20 protein-coding genes, 2 tRNA genes and 1 rRNA gene are annotated in these 20,878 nt (G+C 69.1%); 15 read left to right on the top strand and 8 right to left on the bottom strand.

What is annotated here, in order from left to right:
- The first annotated feature begins 181 nt into the window (after window positions 1-181).
- The gene (locus ACWCSD_RS23900) at window positions 182-625 is read left to right on the top strand and encodes a helix-turn-helix transcriptional regulator (protein ID WP_357987330.1); all 444 of its coding nucleotides are present in this window, start codon (window positions 182-184) and stop codon (window positions 623-625) included.
- 20 nt (window positions 626-645) lie between these two features.
- Window positions 646-1,062 (top strand): VOC family protein, encoded by a 417-nt coding sequence (locus ACWCSD_RS23895; RefSeq protein ID WP_352352819.1) that lies wholly within the window; start codon window positions 646-648, stop codon window positions 1,060-1,062.
- A 330-nt stretch (window positions 1,063-1,392) separates the two neighbouring features.
- Here the strand turns inward: ACWCSD_RS23895 and ACWCSD_RS23890 are convergent, their stop codons facing one another.
- Both ACWCSD_RS23890 and ACWCSD_RS23885 read right to left on the bottom strand, forming a co-directional pair.
- Window positions 1,393-2,685, bottom strand: a complete 1,293-nt coding sequence (locus tag ACWCSD_RS23890; protein WP_449917962.1) for an ABC1 kinase family protein — start codon at window positions 2,683-2,685, stop codon at window positions 1,393-1,395.
- Window positions 2,686-2,790: 105 nt separating this feature from the next.
- The gene (locus ACWCSD_RS23885; protein WP_449917959.1) at window positions 2,791-4,260 is read right to left on the bottom strand and encodes a ThiF family adenylyltransferase; all 1,470 of its coding nucleotides are present in this window, start codon (window positions 4,258-4,260) and stop codon (window positions 2,791-2,793) included.
- Between the two features lie 139 nt (window positions 4,261-4,399).
- On the opposite strand from ACWCSD_RS23885, the gene ACWCSD_RS23880 reads away from it, so the two are divergent.
- The 3 genes from ACWCSD_RS23880 to ACWCSD_RS23870 all read left to right on the top strand — a co-directional run bounded on the left by ACWCSD_RS23880 (window position 4,400) and on the right by ACWCSD_RS23870 (window position 6,343).
- On the top strand, window positions 4,400-5,182 hold the full coding sequence (locus ACWCSD_RS23880) for an enoyl-CoA hydratase/isomerase family protein (RefSeq protein WP_358294325.1): 783 nt from the start codon (window positions 4,400-4,402) through the stop codon (window positions 5,180-5,182).
- A gap of 67 nt (window positions 5,183-5,249) precedes the next feature.
- Window positions 5,250-5,765: a M48 family metallopeptidase gene (locus ACWCSD_RS23875; protein ID WP_397161108.1), complete on the top strand. Its 516-nt coding sequence runs from the start codon at window positions 5,250-5,252 to the stop codon at window positions 5,763-5,765.
- The gene (locus ACWCSD_RS23870; RefSeq protein ID WP_449917956.1) at window positions 5,762-6,343 is read left to right on the top strand and encodes a DUF2064 domain-containing protein; all 582 of its coding nucleotides are present in this window, start codon (window positions 5,762-5,764) and stop codon (window positions 6,341-6,343) included. The genes ACWCSD_RS23875 and ACWCSD_RS23870 overlap by 4 nt, the downstream gene beginning before the upstream one ends.
- A gap of 6 nt (window positions 6,344-6,349) precedes the next feature.
- Here the strand turns inward: ACWCSD_RS23870 and ACWCSD_RS23865 are convergent, their stop codons facing one another.
- The 3 genes from ACWCSD_RS23865 to ACWCSD_RS23855 are packed head-to-tail and all read right to left on the bottom strand — an operon-like array spanning window position 6,350 to window position 9,141.
- Window positions 6,350-7,336 (bottom strand): endonuclease/exonuclease/phosphatase family protein, encoded by a 987-nt coding sequence (locus ACWCSD_RS23865; protein ID WP_449917954.1) that lies wholly within the window; start codon window positions 7,334-7,336, stop codon window positions 6,350-6,352.
- A 30-nt stretch (window positions 7,337-7,366) separates the two neighbouring features.
- Window positions 7,367-7,927, bottom strand: a complete 561-nt coding sequence (locus ACWCSD_RS23860) for an NUDIX hydrolase (protein ID WP_449917951.1) — start codon at window positions 7,925-7,927, stop codon at window positions 7,367-7,369.
- Complete coding sequence (locus tag ACWCSD_RS23855) at window positions 7,924-9,141, bottom strand: zinc-dependent metalloprotease (protein ID WP_397218466.1); 1,218 nt, start codon at window positions 9,139-9,141, stop codon at window positions 7,924-7,926. Before ACWCSD_RS23855 ends, ACWCSD_RS23860 begins: the two co-directional genes overlap by 4 nt.
- 130 nt (window positions 9,142-9,271) lie before the next feature.
- Here ACWCSD_RS23855 and ACWCSD_RS23850 point away from each other — a divergent pair, with 130 nt between their 5' ends.
- The 5 genes from ACWCSD_RS23850 to ACWCSD_RS23830 all read left to right on the top strand — a co-directional run bounded on the left by ACWCSD_RS23850 (window position 9,272) and on the right by ACWCSD_RS23830 (window position 15,069).
- Complete coding sequence (locus tag ACWCSD_RS23850) at window positions 9,272-10,345, top strand: NAD-dependent epimerase/dehydratase family protein (protein WP_358294603.1); 1,074 nt, start codon at window positions 9,272-9,274, stop codon at window positions 10,343-10,345.
- A 23-nt stretch (window positions 10,346-10,368) separates the two neighbouring features.
- A complete protein-coding gene (locus ACWCSD_RS23845) occupies window positions 10,369-10,794 on the top strand; it encodes a molybdenum cofactor biosynthesis protein MoaE (protein WP_358294316.1) in 426 nt (141 codons plus the stop codon).
- Between the two features lie 10 nt (window positions 10,795-10,804).
- Window positions 10,805-11,851, top strand: coding sequence for a YlbL family protein (locus tag ACWCSD_RS23840; protein WP_358294314.1), 1,047 nt, complete (start codon window positions 10,805-10,807; stop codon window positions 11,849-11,851).
- A 165-nt stretch (window positions 11,852-12,016) separates the two neighbouring features.
- The gene (locus ACWCSD_RS23835) at window positions 12,017-14,935 is read left to right on the top strand and encodes a UPF0182 family membrane protein (protein ID WP_449917948.1); all 2,919 of its coding nucleotides are present in this window, start codon (window positions 12,017-12,019) and stop codon (window positions 14,933-14,935) included.
- Between the two features lie 57 nt (window positions 14,936-14,992).
- Window positions 14,993-15,069 (top strand) — tRNA-Met (locus ACWCSD_RS23830).
- A gap of 41 nt (window positions 15,070-15,110) precedes the next feature.
- Here the strand turns inward: ACWCSD_RS23830 and ACWCSD_RS23825 are convergent.
- The gene (locus ACWCSD_RS23825) at window positions 15,111-15,512 is read right to left on the bottom strand and encodes a hypothetical protein (RefSeq protein WP_449917947.1); all 402 of its coding nucleotides are present in this window, start codon (window positions 15,510-15,512) and stop codon (window positions 15,111-15,113) included.
- Window positions 15,513-15,605: 93 nt separating this feature from the next.
- Here ACWCSD_RS23825 and ACWCSD_RS23820 point away from each other — a divergent pair.
- The 4 genes from ACWCSD_RS23820 (at window position 15,606) to ACWCSD_RS23805 (ending at window position 19,466) form a co-directional block, all read left to right on the top strand.
- Window positions 15,606-15,682 (top strand) — tRNA-Met (locus ACWCSD_RS23820).
- A gap of 104 nt (window positions 15,683-15,786) precedes the next feature.
- Entirely contained in the window at window positions 15,787-16,254 is a 468-nt protein-coding gene (locus ACWCSD_RS23815; RefSeq protein ID WP_449917944.1) for a group II truncated hemoglobin, read from the top strand.
- A gap of 9 nt (window positions 16,255-16,263) precedes the next feature.
- Window positions 16,264-18,798 carry a sensor histidine kinase gene (locus ACWCSD_RS23810; RefSeq protein WP_397161095.1) on the top strand — a complete coding sequence of 845 codons (2,535 nt, stop codon included), beginning with the start codon at window positions 16,264-16,266 and terminating at the stop codon, window positions 18,796-18,798.
- Entirely contained in the window at window positions 18,795-19,466 is a 672-nt protein-coding gene (locus ACWCSD_RS23805; protein WP_352352806.1) for a response regulator, read from the top strand. The genes ACWCSD_RS23810 and ACWCSD_RS23805 overlap by 4 nt, the downstream gene beginning before the upstream one ends.
- On the opposite strand, the gene ACWCSD_RS23800 is transcribed toward ACWCSD_RS23805, so the two are convergent.
- The gene (locus ACWCSD_RS23800; RefSeq protein WP_358303088.1) at window positions 19,454-19,648 is read right to left on the bottom strand and encodes a hypothetical protein; all 195 of its coding nucleotides are present in this window, start codon (window positions 19,646-19,648) and stop codon (window positions 19,454-19,456) included. The two genes, ACWCSD_RS23805 and ACWCSD_RS23800, sit on opposite strands and share 13 nt — an antisense overlap.
- Before the next feature lie 115 nt (window positions 19,649-19,763).
- The gene (locus tag ACWCSD_RS23795; protein WP_387677452.1) at window positions 19,764-20,177 is read right to left on the bottom strand and encodes a hypothetical protein; all 414 of its coding nucleotides are present in this window, start codon (window positions 20,175-20,177) and stop codon (window positions 19,764-19,766) included.
- A 604-nt stretch (window positions 20,178-20,781) separates the two neighbouring features.
- Here ACWCSD_RS23795 and ACWCSD_RS23790 point away from each other — a divergent pair.
- Window positions 20,782-20,878 (top strand): 16S ribosomal RNA (locus ACWCSD_RS23790); the annotation flags it as partial.

Here is a 20,878-nt window from a genome sequence, read left to right as displayed (position 1 = left end):
TTCGCGATCCGGCCCTCGGCTGGCCCTCTTGCGCGGCCGGGAGCCTGGCCTTCCAGCTGTTTGTCTTCGATGCCTTGTTCTTTCCGGCATGTCGGACTCGTGTCGGGGGCGTTCGTAGGGCGGAGAGTGCGCCCTGAGCTGGGCGGCCCAGCGGTCCCGGCCGACCTCGGGCCGACGTACGATGGCGCATGTGACCAGCAGACCCGCCGAAGCGCAGCACCTGCGTGACCTCGCCCTGCTGCGCCGCGTCCGCGACCGCATCGACCGCGACTACGCCCAGCCGCTCGACGTCGAAGCCCTGGCCCGCGGCGTGAACATGTCAGCCGGCCACCTAAGCCGCGAGTTTCGCCGCGCGTACGGCGAGGCCCCGTACGGCTACCTGATGACCCGCCGCATCGAACGCGCGATGGCGCTCCTGCGCCGCGGCGACATGAGCGTCACCGAGGTCTGCTTCGCGGTCGGCTGTTCCTCGCTCGGCAGCTTCAGCACCCGCTTCACCGAGTTGGTCGGCGTGCCACCCAGCGTCTACCGTCGCCGCGCGGCGAGCGCGACCGCGGGGATGCCGTCGTGCGTGGCGAAACAGGTGACCAGACCCATCAGGAACCGAGAGACCGCGCTTACCTGACCCCAATTAGCGTGACTTCCATGGACATCACCATCCACTCCAGCTTCCTCCCGCACACCGACCCGGAAGCCTCCCTGGCCTTCTACCGTGATGCCCTCGGCTTCGAGGTACGCAACGACGTCGGCTACAAGGGGATGCGCTGGCTCACGGTGGGCCCCGCCGGCCAGCCGGACACCTCCATCGTCCTGCAACCACCGGTCGCGAACGGCTACGGCATCACCGACGACGAACGCCGCACCATCACCGAGATGATGGCCAAGGGCACCTACGCCGGCGTGAACCTGGCCACCACCGACCTCGACGCCACCTTCGAACGCCTGAAGGCCAGCGGCGCCGAAATCGTCCAGGAGCCGATGGACCAGCCGTACGGCGTCCGCGACTGCGCCGTCCGCGACCCTTCCGGCAACCTGATCCGCATCCAGGAACGCCACCCCTGACCCACCCCCGGCACCATCACCCTGGATGTGTCCTTTGAGGTCGTCCCTGACCCACATTCAGGAACGTCATCCGTGGCCCGTACTCGGTTCCATCGCCCTGGATGCGTCCTTTTGCGTCGTCCCCCTGCCCCACTCTCAGGAACGTCATCCCCGGTCGGCGCTCGGTTTCGCCCTGGGCGTGTCCTTTGGGGTCGTCCCCCTGTCTCACGTTCAAGAACGTCATCCCCGATCCGGGGTCAGCACCATCACACCTGACACGTCCTTAGGGCCGCCCCTCTTGATCGGTGATCAGGAACGTCACCCCTGCTCCACCGGCCCGGCGGCGCCTGATCACCCGATCGCCAGTGCCTCGCCGTTCGGGTCGTCGGCGAAGCCCGGAACCCAGCGGATCACCTCGTCACGGAAGCGCGCCGTGGTGCCGAGCTGGCAGAGGACCCCGACACCGGCCGCATGCACCCGATGGATGAGCACGTACGACGGCGGCAGGTTGAGCTGGCGAACCACGTTCGTCGGGCGGAGGTCGGTGACACTGGCCGCCTGGGCCTGCAGCCACTCCCGGCTGAAGGTGAACTCCTCCACGGCCGTCGGCTCCACGTACGGCGCCAGGAAAGCGCGCAGGGCGTCGGGGTCGATGTCGATGTCCTGACGGATGAAGCCCTCGTCACGGAGGCCCGTCATCACGGTGTCCATGTCGCCCTGGTTGAAGATGCGCGTGAGCTGCCCGAAGACCTTCGGATAGCCGCCGGGCAGACGGTTGACCGCGCCGAAGTCGAGGACGCCGAGCTTGCCGTTGGCCAGCACGCGGAAGTTACCCGGATGGGGATCGGCGTGCAGCATGCCGACCCGGGCAGGCGAGCTGAACAGGAACCGGACGAACAGCAGCCCCGCGTGATCACGCTCCTCCTTGCTGCCCTCGTTGATCACCCGCGACAGGGGAGTGCCGTCCATCCACTCGCTGACCAGCACCATCTCGTTGGCCGCCACCACATCCGGGACGTGGAAGTCGGGATCGCCGTTGAACTCCAGCGCGAAGGCATGCTGTGCCTCGGCCTCGCGAAGGTAGTCGAGCTCCTCGGCGATCCGTTCGCGCAGCTCGGCCAGCAGCGCCTTCATGTCGAGGCCGGGCAGCAGCGCTCCGAACATCTTTCCCAGCCGGGCCAGCTGGGTGAAGTCGCCGAGCAGCGCCTTGCCCGCCCCCGGGTACTGGATCTTGACGGCCACCTCGCGTCCGTCGTTCCAGACGGCCTTATGCACCTGGCCGATCGAGGCGGCGGCCGTGGGCCGGTCGTCGAATGAGAGGAAGTGTTTGCGCCAATCGTCCCCCAGCTGCTCGGCGAGCACCTTGTGGACGGTGGCGACCGGCAGCGGAGGGGCGGCGTCCTGGAGTTTCGTCAAGGTCGCCCGGTAGGGGCCGACGATCTCCGGCGGAAGCGCCGCCTCGAAGATTGACAGTGCCTGGCCGAGCTTCATCGCCCCGCCCTTGAGCTCGCCGAGCACCTTGAAGATCTGCTCGGCGGTGCGCTGCTGAACCTCCTGGGCCACGATTTCTGCTGATTTGCCGCCGATGCGCTTGCCGAGGCCGAGGGCGGCCCGCCCGGCGAACCCGAGCGGAAGGGTGGCCAACTTGGCTGAGCGGGTGACTGCCCGGCGCGGAAGATCGCTCACACTCATGCGCGGAACCTCGCCCGAGATGCCGCTTCCCCCCTTCGTGGTCGTCCCCTGAGCACGTCAGTCGCTGGTAGGTGACATGTCCATTGTTAGCGAATAAGGATTGTTTCGCATACAACGACATTGCGGATGACCGCTCCACGACCGTCTTTTCCAGCACCAATCAGGCATTACGTCCATTGTGCCGTTCGTCACAGAGGACGCCCGGCCTTCGAGATGAGCAAGCGCCTGGCCGGTCGCCGCCGCCGCGACGAGCGTGGCGAGGGTCGTGTCGCAGGCGATCTCGCCGGGCGGATAGCCGCCCAGCCTGGCAGTGACGATCGGCCAGGCGGGATCGTGGTCGCGGCGCGTCAGGTCGAGACAGTGCAGGCACGTCGTCTCACCGGGAAACACCAGCGGCCCGACGGATCCGTGCCCCTCGAAGGCCGACACGAGCAGATGAGGGATGCCGAAGTCGGCCAGCTCGTTGACCAGCACCCCGTCCAGAGGCCCCACGGGCGCGAGGATGGCGAGGTCGGGACGCGCCGTGCCGTCCCCCAGATGCGGAGCTCCGGCCAGGACGTTGGATGACGGAACGGCGTCCTGACTCACCTCCGCGGGGATGGGTGGCACAGCAGGAGAGACCCGCGCAGCGGCGGCGCCGGACGGCGTGACACCCGCCCGCCTGGGGCGTGCGATCGTGCCGCCGGTCGGCGTGATGCCCGCCCGCTGGGGCTTTGCGGTCGTGCCGCCGGACGGCGACGCCGCCCCGCGCGCAGGCCGGCCGGTGGCGTCACCGGCGGGCGTCGCGTTCCGGCCTGTGGGGTGAGGGGTTGAGATGCGATCGCGCGGAGGCGGAACGGCCGGGGCGTTCTTCGGCGGGGGAGCAAGCAGCCGCCGGGCGACCGCCGCCGCGCCCTCCTCCCGGGACAGCCCCACCTCGGCCCACGTCAGCCCGCCCGGCGTGATGTCTCCAGGCCGGACCGGCCCGGGATCAATCACCCGGATGTCGCCGACCCCGCCGGCCGCGAGCAAGGCGACGATCTGCGCCCCCACGCGCCCGGCCCCGTAGACCCTGACCTTCGCCTCCCGCCGACGCCGCAGCAGCTCGACGCCGCCCTCCGGGCTGTTGGAGGCCAGGTCGAGCGCGTCGAGGTCGGGTTTCAGCCGATCCCTCTCCGCGAGGGAGAGCTCCCGCAACGGCGCCGGGAACGGGCCGGCGTCGTGCAGGGCGCCCCGTGTGGCGAGGTAGTCGAGCAGAGCCTGGGCGCACGGCTCGTCGAGGCCGGCCGCCGCCGCGTCGCGCATCACCCGGCGCAGGTCGCGGGTGCCGTCGAGCCCCTCGATCCACTGACGCACCGATCTCGTCAGGCCGGTCAGCGTGATGGCCCGGAGGGGATGCACGCCGTACTGCAGGGTGTGCTCGTCGCGGAGGATTCGCCGGAGGGCCGGCTTCACACGTGGCCTCATGGCCGGAAGGTTCGCACGTCCGACCAAGATCCCGAGCCGGTTCCGCGCCGCCTGTGGACAACCTCCGACCGCGACGCCCACCCTGTGGATAACGTCCGACCGCGGAGTACACCCGCGAAGGGCCGGCGATCACAACCGCACCTGAGGCAAGCCGGGACCACCGCGGCTGGCCAGGAACCACATCCGCATCCGCGCCCCGCGGAGCGTTACGCTTCGCCGCATGAGCGAGATCTTGGTCGACCGCACAGACGACGGAGTAGTCGTCCTCACCCTCAACCGCCCCGAACTGCGCAACGCCATGACCGACACCATGACGGCCGAATGGCGCGAAACCATGACCACCCTGGCCGCCGACCGCGACCTGCGCTGCGTCGTCGTCACCGGAGCGGGCAGCGCGTTCTCCTCGGGCGGTGACCTGTCATGGATCGGCGAACGGGGCGCCGAGGCGGTGCCGCCGCTGCGCGACCGCATGCTCGCCTTCTACCGCACCTGGCTGATGATCGCCGACCTGGAGGTGCCCACCGTCGCCGCGGTCAACGGCCCCGCCGTCGGCGCGGGCCTGTGCGTGGCCCTGGCCTGCGACCTCGTCTACGCCGCCGACGACGCCAAACTCCTGGCCCCCTTCACCCGGCTCGGGCTGCACCCGGGCATGGCCGCCACCTACCTGCTGCCCAGAAGAGCCGGTACGGCACTGGCCCGGGAGATGCTCCTGACCGGCCGTCTCCTTACGGGCACGGAAGCGGCAGATAAAGGCTTGGTAAATCAATCTTTCCCGAAGAATGACCTTCTCTCCGAGGTTTCGGTCATCGCCAAGAAGATCGCAGAGATGGCTCCAGTCGCCACCCGCCTCACAAAGGTCGCGCTGAACCAAGACCATCAAGACCTGGAAGCCGCTCTGAGGTGGGAATCCTTGGCCCAGCCCGTCACCATGGCATCATCCGACCTGCTGGAGGGCCTGGCGGCGCATCGGGAAAGGCGCATGCCCAAATTCACCGGCTCTTAATCATCTGACCAGCGAAAACAACGTCCACCCTCTGTGGAATTTCGCCAGTCTCGGCTAACGTGCTTATGTGCCCCCCGAGACAGTCGAGGTCCGTCGCAGTTCTCGTCGCCGGCGTACGGTCTCCGCCTACCGCGACGGCGACAAGACGATCGTGCTCCTGCCCGCCTGGCTGAGCGGCGAAGACGCGGATGAATGGGTGAGCCGGATGCTCGACCGGCTGGCCGCCAAGGAAGAACGACGAAGGCCGACCGACGAGGCCCTGCTCGAACGGGCGAGGGAGCTGTCGGTGAAGTACCTCGACGGCCGGCCCGACCCCGTGAGCGTTCGATGGGTCGACAACCAGCAGCATCGCTGGGGCTCCTGCACCCCGGAGAACGGCGCCATAAGGATCTCGACCCGGCTCAAGGGCCTGCCCGAGTGGGTCATCAACTACGTCATCATCCACGAGCTCGCGCACCTGATCGTGCCGAGCCATGGCCCGGGGTTCTGGGCGCTGGTAGAACAGTATCCGAAGGCGGAGCGGGCGCGCGGGTTCCTCGAAGGATTCTCCGCGGCGGCCCACACGGCACCGGAGGAGTGTTGACGCGCATCGTCGCCGTCCTGGTACGCGGCCGCATGGCCGAAGCGGCGCCCCCCGGCGTCGATCCACGGCAGTTCCTGGCGGCCGTGGCCGAGGACACCTACGAGATGGTCGCCGGCCTGGAGTTCGTCACCCCGGCCCTGATCACGGCCGTCCCCGGCCTCGACGACATCGTCTGGCCCGGCACGGAGATCATCACCATCGACGAGGAGGAGCCGCTGCGCGCCGTCCTCGGCCGCCTGTCCGGCGACCAGGCCGCGGTGATCAACGCCGACGCGCCCGACCTGCCCTCGCTGCTGGTCGGCAAGCTGTTCAGGGAACTGGGCCGGGCCGAGATCACGATCTGCCCCGCGGCGGACGGCGGCGCGGTGGCGCTGGCCTGCGCACTGCCGCTGCCGGCCTGGGCCGACCCCGACCTCGACGACCCCGACGTCGTCGCCGTCCTCCGGGAGCAGGCCCCGGGCCCGCGCAGGGTCGCCACCATCTCCGGATGGCACCGCCTGCGCACGTTCGACGACGTCGGACGCCTAGATCCAGGTCTCGAAGGCTGGGACAACACCCGCGCCCTGATCGGCCGCTGACGCGCGTCAGGGAACGGTGAGCTCGGCCAGGACGGCCCGGTGGTCGGTGCCCGGCACGTCGCGCACGCTGACCTCCCTGACGCCCACCCGCTCGTCCACCAGCACGTGATCGATGGTGATGATCGGCGGCACCCGCTTGTTGGCCGGCCACGTGGGGATCAGCCCCGCGCCCACCTGGTCGGCCGCGTCCTTGTACCCCCGGGCCAGCAGCCTGCGCAGCGAGGCGTGGTCGAGCGAGGCGTTGAAGTCGCCGGCGAGGATTCGCACGGTTTCGCCGCCGGCCGAAGGAAGGCCGGCGAGCGCCTCGTTCCAGTTGACCACGTTGGGGCCGAGCGGCGGATAGGGGTGGACGTCGACGAACTCGATCGGCTTCCCGCCCGGCAGCGCCACCATGGCGGCGGGCATCTTGTGCCCCACCGGAGGCACCACGTCGTCGAGCGGCTGGAGCGGGTGCCTGGAGTAGAGGCCGCTTCCGCCGGCGTCCCATTCGTCCTCAAGTACGCGGTGGGGCATGAGCTCCTTCAGGCCGGCCGCGTCCATGTCGGCCACGGCGCCGGGGGTCAGCTCCTGCGTGCTCAGCACGTCGGGCCGGAACGCGCGCACCAGGTTCACGATCACCTGCGGGTCGGCCCTGCCGAACAACATGTTGATCGTCATGACTTTGAACGGCCTGCCGGTCGTGGCCTCGGCCGTGCCCAGCGCGCGCGGCAGGACGCTGAACCCGAGCGCGGTCGTGGTGAGCAGCGCGACGGCCGTCGCGGCCCGCCTGCGCCCGACCGCGGCGATCAGGAGGGGGACCAGGGACCCGGCCGCCGCGTACGGCGTCGCCGTCATCAGCTGCGTGGGCAGCGAGCCTCGTTCCAGCCCGGCCACCCTGGCCACGGCCCAGGCCGCGAAGGGTGTCACGGCCAGCCAGGTCAGGACGTTGCCGGGCAACTTCCGCGGCTTGCGGGCAGGCGTCACGATCGTGCCGCCAACGGCAGAAGTCTCCACGCGGCCCCCCTGGGAACGATGCGAAGGACTCTAGCCCAGCGAACGCGAGCGCGAGCTGAGCGCGGAGCGTCCGCGTGCGGCCAGCCGGCGCGTGGCCTCGTCGGACAGCTCGGGGATCTCGTCGACGGGGAACCAGCGCAGGTCGAGCGACTCGTCGCTCATGACGGCCTCGGCGCCGGGAGGGGCCACGGCCGCGTACTCGACGTCGAGGTGCCAGCTGCGCGGCGGATGGCACCAGACCTCGTGCTTGTCCACGGCCAACGGGCCGGGCAGCAGCTCAAGTCCGGAGATTCCCGACTCCTCGGTGGCCTCGCGCAGCGCCACCGCCTCCAGCGTGGCGTCCAAGTCCTCGCAGTGGCCGCCCATGGGCAACCACTTCCCGGCCTTCGGATGCAGCGTGAGCAGCACCCGGGCGCCGTCGTGGCTGAGCACGGCGGTGGTGGCCGTCAGGTGGCCGGGTGCGCACGCGCGCCACATGGCGTCGTCGTACGTCCGCAGATGGCCGAGGAACTCGGCGCGCAGCGCCTCCTCCTCGGCGGTCGGCGCGGTCCAGGAGGACAGCACCGCCACCGCGTCGTCGTGCAGGGTCACCGGCCGCCGTCCTGGTCGCCGTTCTCGTCGCCGGGCTTGGCCTCCAGCTGGGAGATGTCCCAGGCGGCCTCGCCGCGGACGAACGCGTCGGGGTCGTCGAGGTCCTCGGCCGTCGGCATGAGGTCGGGGTGACCCCACAGGGCGTCGCGCCCGTCGACGCCGCGCTCGGTCTCCAGCGCCCGCCACAGCGCCGCGGCCTCGCGCAGCCGCCGGGGCCGCAGCTCCAGCCCGACCAGCGTGCCGAACGTCAGCTCCGCGGGCCCACCGGTCGCCCGGCGCCTGCGTACGGTCTCGGCCAGCGCGACCGCCGAGGGCAGCTTGCCGTCGGCGGCCCGGTCGACCACCGTGGCCACCCACCCCTCGACCAGGGCGAGCATCGTCTCCAGGCGAGCCAGGGCGGCCTTCTGCCGCTCGGTCTCCTCGGGCTTGAGCAGCGCGCCGCCGCTCAGCGCCTCCTGGATCGCCTCGGGATTGTTGATGTCGAGCCCGCGGATCTGCTCCTCCAGCGCGGAGGTGTCCACGGTGATGCCCCTGGCGTATTCCTCGACGGCCCCGAGCAGGTGCGAGCGCAGCCACGGGACGTGCTGGAACAGCCGGTGGTGCGCGGCCTCGCGCAGCGCCAGATAGAGCCGGATCTCGTCGGCGGGGATCTCGAGGCCCTCGCTGAAGGACGCGATGCCGCCGGGCAGCAGCGCCGCGGTGCCGGACAGCGGCAGGCCGATGTCGGTCGTGCCGATGACCTCGCGCGCCAGCGAGCCGAGCGCCTGGCCGATCTGCTGACCGACCATCATGCCGCCCATCTGCTTGAGCATGCCCATCAGCGGCCCGGCCATCTGCTGGGCCTCGGGCGGCAGCCCGGAGCCGCCGAGCGCGCCGCCCATGGTCTCGACCATGCGTTCGGCAACGGGCTCGCAAAGCTTGCGCCAGACCGGGACCGTGTTCTCGATCCACTCGGACCGGCTCCAGGCCTGCGGGTTGGACACGCCGCTCGGCAGTGTCGTCGCCTCGTTCAGCCACAGGTCGGCCAGGCTCAGCGCCTCGACGATCTGGCGGCGCTCGCCTTCCATGACGCTCGGATCGCCCTGGGCGACCACGGCGTGTCGTGCGATGTTCTTGGCCATGTCCCAGTTGACAGGGCCTGAACCCTGGGGCGCCGACAACATGTCGGCGAACTGGCGCATCGCCTGAGCCATTTGCTCAGGGTTGCCGAACATGGCGAACGGGTTCTCGTTAGGGTCGTTTTCGCGACCTGGCAGGTCAGTCACCGCTCTACCTCGTGCAGGATGGAGGAGTCCACATCCGCCACGTTAGTCGTCCTACGGCGGATCAGTGCAAAGTGAGGACCTGGTGCCTACCTCGAAACGCCCGCGTCAACCCGTCGTCGCCGTCACCGGCGCGGCCTCCGGCATCGGCCGCGAGTTGCTGGTGAGACTCGCATCCGCCGCGGATTTCCGCAGAGTGGTGGCCATCGACGAGGAGCGTGGCGACGTTCAGGAAGCCACGTGGAGAGTGATCGACGTACGGGATCCGCTCTTGGCGAACCGGATCTCCGACATCGACGTCCTGGTCCATCTGGCCGGTGACTACGCCGTCGACTCCGACCCGGGGGAGCGGCGCGCGTACAACCTCAGAGCCGCGCAGACGGTGCTCACCGCCTGCGCCGCCGCCCGCGTGCGGCGGGTGATCCTGGTCACCAGCGCCATGGTGTACGGCGCCGCGCCCGACAACGAGGTCCCCCTGCCGGAGGACTCCCCGGTGGCCGCCGAGCCCGACACCGGCGTCGTGGGCGACTACCTGGAGATCGAGTCGCTGGTCCGCAGGTCGCTGCGCAGCCACCCGGGCCTGGACGTCACGGTGCTGCGCCCGGCGGCGGTCGTCGGTCCGGGCGTCGACACGGTCATCACCCGGCACTTCGAGTCGCCGAGGCTGCTCACGGTCAAGGGCTGCAATCCCAACTGGCAGTTCTGCCACATCGACGACCTCATCTCGGCGTTGGAGCTGGCCGCCAAGGGGGCCGTCACCGGCGTGGTGGCCGTGGGCTCCGACGGCTGGCTGGAGCAGGAGCAGGTCGAGGAGCTGTCCGGAATCCGGCGGTTCGAGCTGCCGGCCGGGCTCACGTTCGGCACCGCGCAACGCCTGCACCGGCTCGGCATCACCCCGGCCCCCGCCACCGACCTGCACTATGTCGTCTATCCGTGGGTGGTCGACTGCTCGGCGCTGCGCGAGGCGGGCTGGAAGCCCACGTGGACCAACGAGGCCGCCTTCCGGCAGCTCCTCGAACTCCGCGAGAACAGGACCACCGTGGTCGGCAGGCGGCTGCCGGTCAAGGAAGCCACGCTCACCGCGGCCGGCGCGACGGTGGCCGTCATCGGCACCGCGGCGATCGTCCGGCAGGTCCGCAAAAAGCGTCGCCAGTAGGAACGTGAGGTTAGGCTCTTTCCGTGGACGTCATCCGGTTGCTCGGCATTCGTGACACCCCGTTGTCCGTTGACGAGGTGCTGGCCGCGGTGGGAGACCACGCGGCGGGCGGCACCGCGATCTTCATCGGCACCGTGCGCGAACAGGACCACGGCAAACCTGTGACCCGGCTCTCCTACTCCGCCCATCCCTCGGCGCCCGACGAGCTGCGCCGGGTCGCCGAGAAGGTCGCGGCCGACTTCCCCGTCACCGCGATGGCCGCCGTCCACCGGGTCGGCGACCTGGGGCTCGGCGACACGGCGGTGATCGTCGCCGTGGCCGCGCCGCACCGCGACGAGGCGTTCAAGGCCTCGCGCAGGCTCATCGACGACCTCAAGGCCGAAGTCCCCATCTGGAAACACCAGGTGTTCGCCGATGGCGAGACCGAGTGGGTCGGCGCCTGCGAATAAGCTCATCACCATGTCACGACGCGTCCTCACCCTGCTGCTCGCGGGGTTCTTCGTGCTCGCGCTGGGCGTCCTGGGCGCGTTCCGGCCGGTCCCGTACGTCGTGCTGAGCCCCGGCCCCACCGAGAACACCATCGGCGAGATCGACAAGAAGCCGGTGATCTCGATCAGCGGCCGGCAGACCTATCCCACCAGCGGCGCGCTGAGCCTGGTCACGGTGGCCTACCAGGGCGGCCCGGCCGCCCAGATCGACCTGCTGACGGCGTTGCGCGGCTGGCTCGACCCGACCGTCGCGGTGGTCCCGCAGGAGACGATCTTCCCGCCCGGCCGCGACGCGAAGAAGGTCGACGAGGAGAACGCGGTCGAGATGACCAACTCCCAGGACTCCGCCAAGGCCGCCGCGCTCAACGAGCTCAAGATCCACTACGACCGGGTCGTCACGGTGCTGTCCACCGAGAAGGGCAAGCCCGCCGACGGCAAGCTGCAGAAGGGCGACCAGATCAACGCGGTCGACGGCAAACCGGCCACCGACTCGCAGTTCGTCGGCGACACCGTCAAGGCGCACAAGCCGGGCGAGACCGTGACCTTCAACGTGACCAGGGGCGGCCAGAAGCTCGACGTGTCGCTGCAGCCGATCGCCAGCAAGGACGGCAAGCCCCTCGTCGGCGTGCTCATGCAGGAGAAGTTCAAGTTCCCCTTCGACGTCGACATCAACGTCGGCGACGTCGGCGGCCCGAGCGCCGGGCTGATGTTCTCGCTCGGCATACTCGACAAGCTGACCCCCGGCGAGATCACCGGCGGCAAGCGCATCGCCGGCACGGGCACCATCGACACCGAGGGCCAGGTCGGGCCCATCGGCGGCATCGCCCAGAAGATGGTGGGGGCCCGCGACTCCGGCGCGACCGTCTTCCTCACCCCCGCGGACAACTGCGCGGAGGCCATGAAGGCCGTGCCCGACGGCCTGCGGCTGGTCAAGGCCGACACGTTGCACGACGCGGTGCTCGCGCTCGACGCGCTGCGCACCGGAAAGGGCAATGTGCCCGCTTGCGAGGCCGGATGAAACTTCCGGCGAGCGCCGTGCGTTAGCCGTACGGCTGGCGCTGCGGTGTAAGTTGCCAGACACGGACCGTTTCTTCATCACGACGAGGGGTTGGCCTTGAGCTTCCGGACCCCAGGGGCCGGCAGGGCGATGCGCTTGCCACGCCGGCCGCGGCTGCTTCTGCCTGTGGCCATCGCGCTGGTCGCGATCGTGGCCCTGTTTTTTCTCTTTTCTGGGATTTATACCGACTACCTGTGGTTTGACACGACCAACTACACGTCGGTCTTCTCCGGGGTGCTGCTGACCGAGATCGTGCTGTTCCTCGTCGGAGCGGTGCTCATGGTCGGCATCACGGGCGGCAACATGCTGCTGGCCTTCCGCACCCGGCCGATGTTCGGCCCCGCCGTGTTCGGCGGCGGCAGCGGAGCCGACCGCTATCGCATGGCGCTCGACCCCCACCGCAAGCTGATCTTCATCGTCGGCATGGGCCTGCTCGCGCTCTTCTCCGGCTCCTCGTTCGCGGGGCAGTGGAAGACGTGGCTGCAGTTCGTGAACGGAGCCTCCTTCGACAAGAAGGACGAGCTGTTCGGCATGGACATCTCGTTCTTCATGTTCGACTACCCGTTCATCAGGATGGTGCTGAACTTCCTGTTCACCGCCGTGATCATCTCGATCATCCTGGCCACGATCACCCACTACCTCTACGGCGGCTTCCGGCTGCAGTCGCCGGGCGTGCACGCCTCCAGGGCCGCGCGGATCCACCTTTCCGTGCTGCTCGGCGTGTTCGTCCTGCTCAAGGCCATCGCCTACTACATCGACCGGTTCGGTCTGGTCTTCTCCGACCGCGGCTACGTGCACGGCGCGTCCTACACCGACGTCAACGCGGTGCTCCCGGCCAAGAACATCCTCGCGATCATCGCGCTGATCTGCGCCGCGCTGTTCTTCGCCGGCGTCGTGCGCCCCGGCGGCATGCTGCCCGGCGTCTCGTTCGGCCTGCTCGTGCTCTCGGCCATCCTGATCGGCGGGGTCTACCCGGCGCTGGTCGAGCAGTTCCAGGTCAAGCCCAACCAGCAGGGCAAGGAAGCCCTCTACATCGACCGGAACATCCAAGCCACCAGATCAGCCTACGACGTGCAGAACGCCGAAGTGATCGACTACAACGCCCAGGCCGACCCGACCAAGGTCAGCGCCGGCGGCGACGAGTCGGTGACCGGCGTGCGACTGCTCGACCCGGCGCTGGTGTCGTCCACGTTCGAGCAGACCCAGCGCATCCGCGGCTTCTACGGCTTCCCCGACCAGCTCGACGTCGACCGCTACCCCGGCAAGGACGGCAAGCTGGTCGACCACGTGGTCGGCGTCCGCGAGCTGCTCGGCCCGCCCGCGCCCCAGAACAACTGGATCAACCGCGCGCTGGTCTACACCCACGGCTACGGCTTCGTCGCCGCGCCGGGCAACGAGGTCGACGCGGGCGGCCTGCCCGCCTACGACAGCAAGGACATGCCGGTCACCGGCGACCTCGCGGCCTCGACCGGGCTCAAGGAGTCGCGCGTCTACTTCGGCGAGAACCCGGGCTCCACCGAGTACGTCATCGCCGGCGGCAACCCCAAGACCCCGCAGGAGCTCGACTACCCGGTCTCCGGCGGCCAGACCGGCCAGCAGAACACCACCTACACCGGCAAGGGCGGCGTGCCGATCGGCTCGGCCCTCAACCGGCTGGTCTACGCCGCCAAGTACGGCGAGATGAACATCCTGCTGTCGGGCGACATCAACGACAACTCCAAGATCCTCTACGTGCGCGACCCGCGGGAGCGGGTGGAGAAGGTCGCGCCGTTCCTGACCCTCGACGGCAACGCCTACCCGGCGATCGTCGACGGCCGGATCACCTGGATCATCGACGGGTACACCACGTCCAACGCGTACCCGTACGCGCAGAGCGAGAGCCTCGGCGACATGACCCGCGACCTGGCCACCGACCGCCGCGTGGTCGCCCAGCAGCCGCAGGACGAGATCAACTACATCCGCAACTCGGTCAAGGCCACGGTCGACGCCTACGACGGCACGGTCACGCTCTACGCCTGGGACGGCAACGACCCGGTGCTGAAGACGTGGTCCAACGCCTTCCCCGGCACGATCAAGCCCGCCTCGCAGATGAGCCCCGACCTCCAGGCGCACATCCGCTACCCGGAAGACCTGTTCAAGGTGCAGCGCTACATGTTGTCGCGCTACCACGTCACCAACGCGGCCGCCTTCTACAGCGCCCAGGACTTCTGGAACATCCCCAGCGACCCCTCGCAGGGCAACCAGTCGGTCAAGCAGCCGCCGTACTACCTGACGGCGACGATGCCCGACGAGTCCGAGCCGTCGTTCTCGCTGACCACGACCTTCGTCCCGAGGGAGGGCCCCAACCTGGCGGCCTTCATGGCGGCGGGCTCCACGGTGGGCAAGGACTACGGCAAGCTGCGCATCCTGCGCATGCCGTCCAACACCACGGTCCCCGGCCCCGGTCAGGCCCAGAACAACTTCCAGAACAAGTTCTCGGGCGAGCTGGGCCCCCTCGGCCTCGGCCAGGCCAACGTCAGGTACGGCAACCTGCTGACCCTGCCCTACGCGAACGGCCTGATCTACATCGAGCCGGTCTACGTGCAGACCAAGGCCGGCACCGGTCAGGAGCCGTACCCGATCCTGCGGCGGGTGCTGGTGGCGTTCGGCAACAAGGTCGGCTCGGGTGACACCCTCGACCAGGCGCTGGAGCAGGTCTTCGGCGGCGAGCAGCAACAGCCGAACACCCAGCCCCAGCAGACCACGCCCAACCAGGCGAACACGTCGGCGATGAACACCGCCATCTCCAACGCCCAGAAGGCCTACGAGGACGCCCAGAAGGCCCTCCAGGCCAGCCCCCCGAACTGGGACGAGTACGGCAAGGCGCAGAAGCGGCTGGAGGAGGCGCTGAAGCAGATCGAGAGCGCCAACGCCAAGCCGGCGGCCACTCCGTCGCCCTCGGCCTCGCCCTCCGCCTCCCCGTCGGCGACGCCGTCCGCCTCGCCGCCGGCCACGTCCACACCGACGCCGACACCCTCGGGCACACAGGCGGGAGGCACCACCTAGCCCATTCGGTTTGCGCCCGCCCCCCTTCGCCGATAGTCTTGAAAAGCAAGACAGCGACGCGGGGTGGAGCAGTTCGGTAGCTCGCTGGGCTCATAACCCAGAGGTCGCAGGTTCAAATCCTGCCCCCGCTACCAAGATTCGAGGTCCTGGCCGACGGCCAGGGCCTCGTTGCTTTTCAGCGGCATCGCAGGTCCCATCCGGCATCGTCGGTCTCAAGGACCTCGACCACCGCGGACGCGGGATCGCCGTCCTGGAAGTACACCCTGCCGTTGACCCGGTCGTAGTAGCTCGTGAGTTCGGCCTCGGACAGCCTGGTGCGCAGCGAGAACCTGACCAGGAAGTCGCAGTGGTCACCGTTGCCCTCCTGCACGCCCACCGACCCTTGGGCGCCGGCGGCGTTGAACGAGGTCTCGGGCGGCAGCGGATGAGCCAGGAGCCGGTCCTTCATGTCCGCCAAGCGCAGGTCATCGGCCCATATGGGCACCATGACGAGCAGGGCCAGCGCGACGGGCGACCCCAGGAGGAGGATCCGCCGCCAGCGAAGCCGGCGCCGTGGTGGCAGGGGTTCGAGCAGCATGAGGCCCATGGTCACAGCCGTCGACCCGCCCGGACAAGCCCGGCCGGGTCGGAGGAGTCCAGAAGGGCGGTATAGTTGATACCAACACACCGACGCGGGGTGGAGCAGTTCGGTAGCTCGCTGGGCTCATAACCCAGAGGTCGCAGGTTCAAATCCTGTCCCCGCTACCAATCCGAAGTCCCCGGTCGCCACACGGCGGCCGGGGACTTCGTCGTTTCCGGGCCTCGTCGGGCCGGGTCTTGTCCTACGACCCACGTGCTGATTACATGATTACATGACGGAAAAAGACGTCCCGACCATCTACGAGTGGGCGGGCGGGACCGAGGCGTTCGAACGGCTGACCGTGACGTTCTATCGGGCCGTCCTCAAGGACGACCTCATCGGGCCGCTGTTCGCCCACATGGACCCCGACCACCCCAAATATGTCGCCATGTGGCTCAGCGAGGTCTTCGGCGGTCCCGACCGGTACACCCACGAACGCGGCGGTTATTCGCACATGCTCGCCCACCACCTGGGCCGGGCCATCACCGAACCGCAGCGTCGCCGCTGGGTGAACCTCCTCATGGACGCCGCCGACGAGGTCGGCCTGCCCGACGACCCCGAGTTCAGGGCCGCGTTCGCCGGCTACATCGAATGGGGCACCCGGCTGGCCGTGCACAACTCCCAGCCCGGCGCGACTCCGCCCCCGGAGGCGCCGGTTCCGCACTGGGGTTGGGGAGTCGCTCCGCCATACCAGCCGTAACCTGGAGAAATGGGAAGCACGTCGCGCGGGCGGCTGCGGGTCTACCTGGGGGCGGCGCCCGGCGTCGGCAAGACGTACGCCATGCTCAGCGAGGCGCGACGGGCCAAGGAACGCGGACGTGACGTGGTCGTGGGCCATGTCGAGACCCACGGCCGCGACCAGGTCGCCCGCCTGCTCGACGGGCTGGAGACCGTGCCGGGCCGCACCGTCGTCCATCGCGGCGCCACGTTCACCGAGCTCGACGCCGACGCGGTCATCGCCCGCCGCCCCAAGGCCGTGCTGGTCGACGAGCTCGCCCACACCAACACGCCCGGCTCCCGGCACGCCAAACGCTGGCAGGACGTCCAGGACATCCTGGACGCCGGCATCGACGTCGTCTCCACGCTCAACATCCAGCATTTGGAGTCCCTGCGCGACGTGGCCGAGCAGATCACCGGCCTGCCGCAGCGCGAGACCGTCCCCGACGATCTCGTCCGGCGGGCCGACCGGCTCGAACTCGTCGACATGTCACCCGAGGCCCTGCGCCGCCGCCTCGCCCACGGCAACGTCTATCCGCCGGAACGCGTCGACGCCGCGCTCGCCAACTACTTCCGCGTCGGCAACCTGTCCGCTCTGCGGGAGCTCGCCCTGCTCTGGGTGGCGGACCGGGTCGACCGGCAACTCATCGCGTACCGGGCCGACCACGACATCGCGGGCACCTGGGAAGCCCGCGAACGCGTCGTCGTCGCCCTCACCGGCGGCCCCGAGGGCGACACCCTCGTCCGCCGCGCCGCCCGCATCGCGGCCAGGACCAAGGGCGCCGACCTGCTCGCCGTGCACGTCACCCGGGCCGACGCCCTGTCCACCGCGAGCGACCCGGCCAACCTGGCACGCCAGCGCAAACTCGTCGAGGACCTCGGCGGCACCTACCACCAGGTCGTGGGCGACGACATCCCGCGCGCGCTGATCGCGTTCGCCGACGGAGTGAACGCCTCGCAACTCGTCCTCGGCGCCTCCCGGCGAGGACGGCTCGCGCAGCTGCTCACCCGCGGCGTGGGCATGACGACGGCCACGCTGTCCGGCTCGATCGACGTGCACATGGTCCCGCACGAGGCCGTCAGCGGAGGCTCCGGCCGGCCGCAGCCCGGGGGAGCGCTGACGCGTCGGCGCAAGTCGGCCGGATGGGCCCTGACCCTGTCCGCCATGCCGGCGCTCACCGCCGTGATCGCGCCGCTCGACCTGAGCCTGCCCAGCGAGATCCTGCTCTTCCTGCTGCTGGTCGTCGGCGTCGCGCTGGTGGGCGGGATGTGGCCGGCGCTCACGGCGGCGGTGCTCGCGTTCGGGCTGCTCAACTGGTTCTTCACGCCTCCGGTGCACACCCTGACCATCGCCGAACCGGAGAACGTGCTCTCGCTGGCCATCTTCGTCCTGGTCGCCGCCATGGTGAGCACGGTCGTGGACCTGGCCGCCCGGCGCAGCAGGGAAGCGGCCCGGTCCAGGGCGGACGCCGAGGTCCTGTCCACACTGGCCGGACACGTGTTGCGCGGCGAGTCCGCGGTTGCCTCGCTGCTCGGACGGTTGCGCGAGACGTTCGGACTGACCGCGGTGACCCTGCTTGAAAGGGATGATCCGTCGGGTGACTGGCGCATCGTCGCCACGTCCGGCGGCCCCCCGATCACCACCCCGCCCGCCCCCACCCCGAACCACACCGGACCGGACGGCGGTAGCGACGTGGTCACCATCGACGACCGGCTGGTGCTCGCGACCCGCGGCCGGCTGCTCGACGCCAGCGACCGCCGCGTCCTGGAGGCGTTCGCCGCCGAGGCCGCCGTCGCCCTGCGCCAGGAACGCCTGCGCGAGGCGGCCGAGCGCGCCGAGCCGCTGGCCGAGGCCGACCGCATGCGCACCGCGCTGCTCGCCGCCGTCGGCCACGACCTGCGCACTCCCCTCGCCTCGGCCATGGCCTCCGTGGAGAGCCTGCGCAACACCGACATCATCTGGTCCGACGACGACCGTGCCGAACTGCTGGCCACCGCCGGCGAGTCCCTGGTCAAACTGAACCGTCTCGTGTCGAACCTGCTCGACATGAGCCGCCTCCAGGCCGGGGTCTTGGGCGTCGCCCTGCGCCCCGTCGCCGTCGAGGACGTGCTGCCACGCGCCATCGACGACCTCGGCCCGCTGCGCGACCGGGTCAGAAGTGACGTCCCGGCCGACCTGCCGGAGTTCCAGGCCGACCCGGCGCTGCTCGAACGCGTCCTGGTGAATCTGATGGCCAACGCCGTCCGCTACAGCCCCGAAGCCGAGCCCGTGCTCGTCACCGCGAGCTGGCACGGCGAACGGGTCGAACTGCGCGTCATCGACAGGGGGCCAGGGATCCCCACGGAAGCGCATGAAAAGGTGTTCATGCCCTTCCAACGACTCGGCGACCGCGACAACCACACCGGTGTGGGCCTCGGCCTCGCACTCTCGCGCGGCCTCACCGAGGCGATGGGCGGCACGCTGCTCCTTGAGGACACCCCCGGAGGAGGGCTCACCATGACGGTCTCACTGAGGAGGGCCCTGTGACCCGCGTGCTCGTCGTCGACGATGAGCCCCAGATTCTGCGTGCTCTGCGCATCAACCTGGCGGCCAGGCACTACGAGGTCGCGGTCGCCCCGGACGGCGCATCGGCGCTGCGCCAGGCCGCCGACTGGCACCCCGACCTGGTCGTCCTCGACCTCGGCCTGCCCGATCTCGACGGCGTCGAGGTGATCCAGGGGCTGCGCGGCTGGACGAAGGTTCCGATCATCGTGTTGTCGGGACGTACCGACAGCACGGACAAGGTGGACGCCCTCGACGCCGGAGCCGACGACTACGTCACCAAGCCGTTCGGCATCGACGAGCTGCTGGCCCGCATCCGCGCGGTGACCCGCCGCACGAACCAGCACGAAGAGGAACCCGCGACGGTGCGGCTGGGCGATCACGTGATCGACCTGGCAGGCAAGACGATCTCAGGTGGCGTACGGCTGACCCCGACGGAGTGGCACTTCCTGGAGATCCTGCTTCGCAATCCCGGCAAACTGATCAGCCAGCGGCAGCTGCTGACGGAGGTGTGGGGCGTCGGCTACCTGAAGGAGACGCACTACCTGCGCCAGTACATGGCCCAACTGCGCCGCAAGCTCGAACGCGACCCGGCCCACCCCGTGCACCTGCTGACCGAGCCCGGAATGGGATACCGGTTTCAGCCCTCCTGATCCCTGGCCAGGACGACCGCCTTGAGCACCGCCCACCCGAGCAGCAAGGCCCCGAAGAGCACCTGAGCGACGCGCACCCACAGCGAAGACGTCTGATCCGCATAGATCACAACACCGATCCACATCAGACCAAATATCCCGACCAGGATGATTGCCGACCAGTTCAGCCCACGTTGCCACATACGCGCAGTCTTACAGCCGGGTAGCCAAGACCGGGTATGGCCACAGTCCTCATCCGGTCGAAGCCTGAGCCCCTGGGGAATCAGCCCTGAGCGAGCGGTGACTGGGCCGGCCGGCTCAACGGGGGAGCGTCCGGTGCGCGCCGACGCACCGCCGCAGGCGCATCCCGCGCATCCGCACGACCGGCGGTTGTTGCTGCTGCTCCTCGTGCATGCAGGCGAGCAGCGCCTCAGCCGTACGGGCGTCGGACAGGATCTGCCGCACGGCGTCCTCGTCCTCGGGCAGCTGACCGCGCTCGGCCAGCTCGCGCGTGAGGAAGGCGAGCGGGTCGGGCGCGCCGACCATGTCCGCGGCCATGGTCGTCCGCGCCGCCGTGAGCAGCCGCAGGTAATGGGTACGCAGGACGGCCTCGCGCACGCGTGCCTGTTCGAGGTCGTCGATCAGCGTCCGGGCGATGCGCAGGAGGTCTCCCGCATGGGTCGCCGGGTCGGCGAGGAAGGCACGGATGTCGTCGAACTCCGAGCGGGTCATGGCGGGCACCTCCGAGAGCGCAGTCTGCTCGTGGCTACCTTCGTACCGAGGCACGATTGCGGATGACTTGCTGACCGCTTGACTTCGGGTGTCGTACGGACGGCGATGACCAAGGTTTGACGATCTTGTGACGAGGGAAGGACCCTACGATTACCTGTGTGGCGCGAAGTACGTGCGGGAGACTGCTAGAGTTGCTTCGCGCAGGGCGGCCGAGGGGCTCGCAAGAGCCTCAACAGAAGCCCGGCAAATCCCACTTCCTTCTGGTTCATTCAAGACGGTTCAGAGCGGTCTGAATGAGCTGGTAAGTTAGAGGGGTTGTCTCGGAAGCGGGGCGCGACTTAATTCCAGCAGGTCGAGCAAGTCCGGTCAATTTGACAGAGACTTGAACGGCTGAAAGAATTAAGACATAACGAAAGAACGCAAGACGAAATGAACGCCTCTGAGCGGGGATCCGGGAACGGGTTCTGGTGAGGAAGTACGCGTCCGTTTCTTGAGAACTCAACAGTGTGTTAAAAGCCAGTGCATGAAACACATGCATAACCCCGTCCAAATCTTCGGATGGACGGATTCCTTTTTGGTTGGGTTCAACCACTTTTCCAAGCATTGTTTGGAGAGTTTGATCCTGGCTCAGGACGAACGCTGGCGGCGTGCTTAACACATGCAAGTCGAGCGGAAAGGCCCTTCGGGGTACTCGAGCGGCG

The sequence above is a fragment of the Nonomuraea sp. NPDC001684 genome, assembly GCF_053596515.1.
Note: the sequence above shows the minus strand (reverse complement) of the source record. Positions and strands in the feature narration are given on the sequence as shown.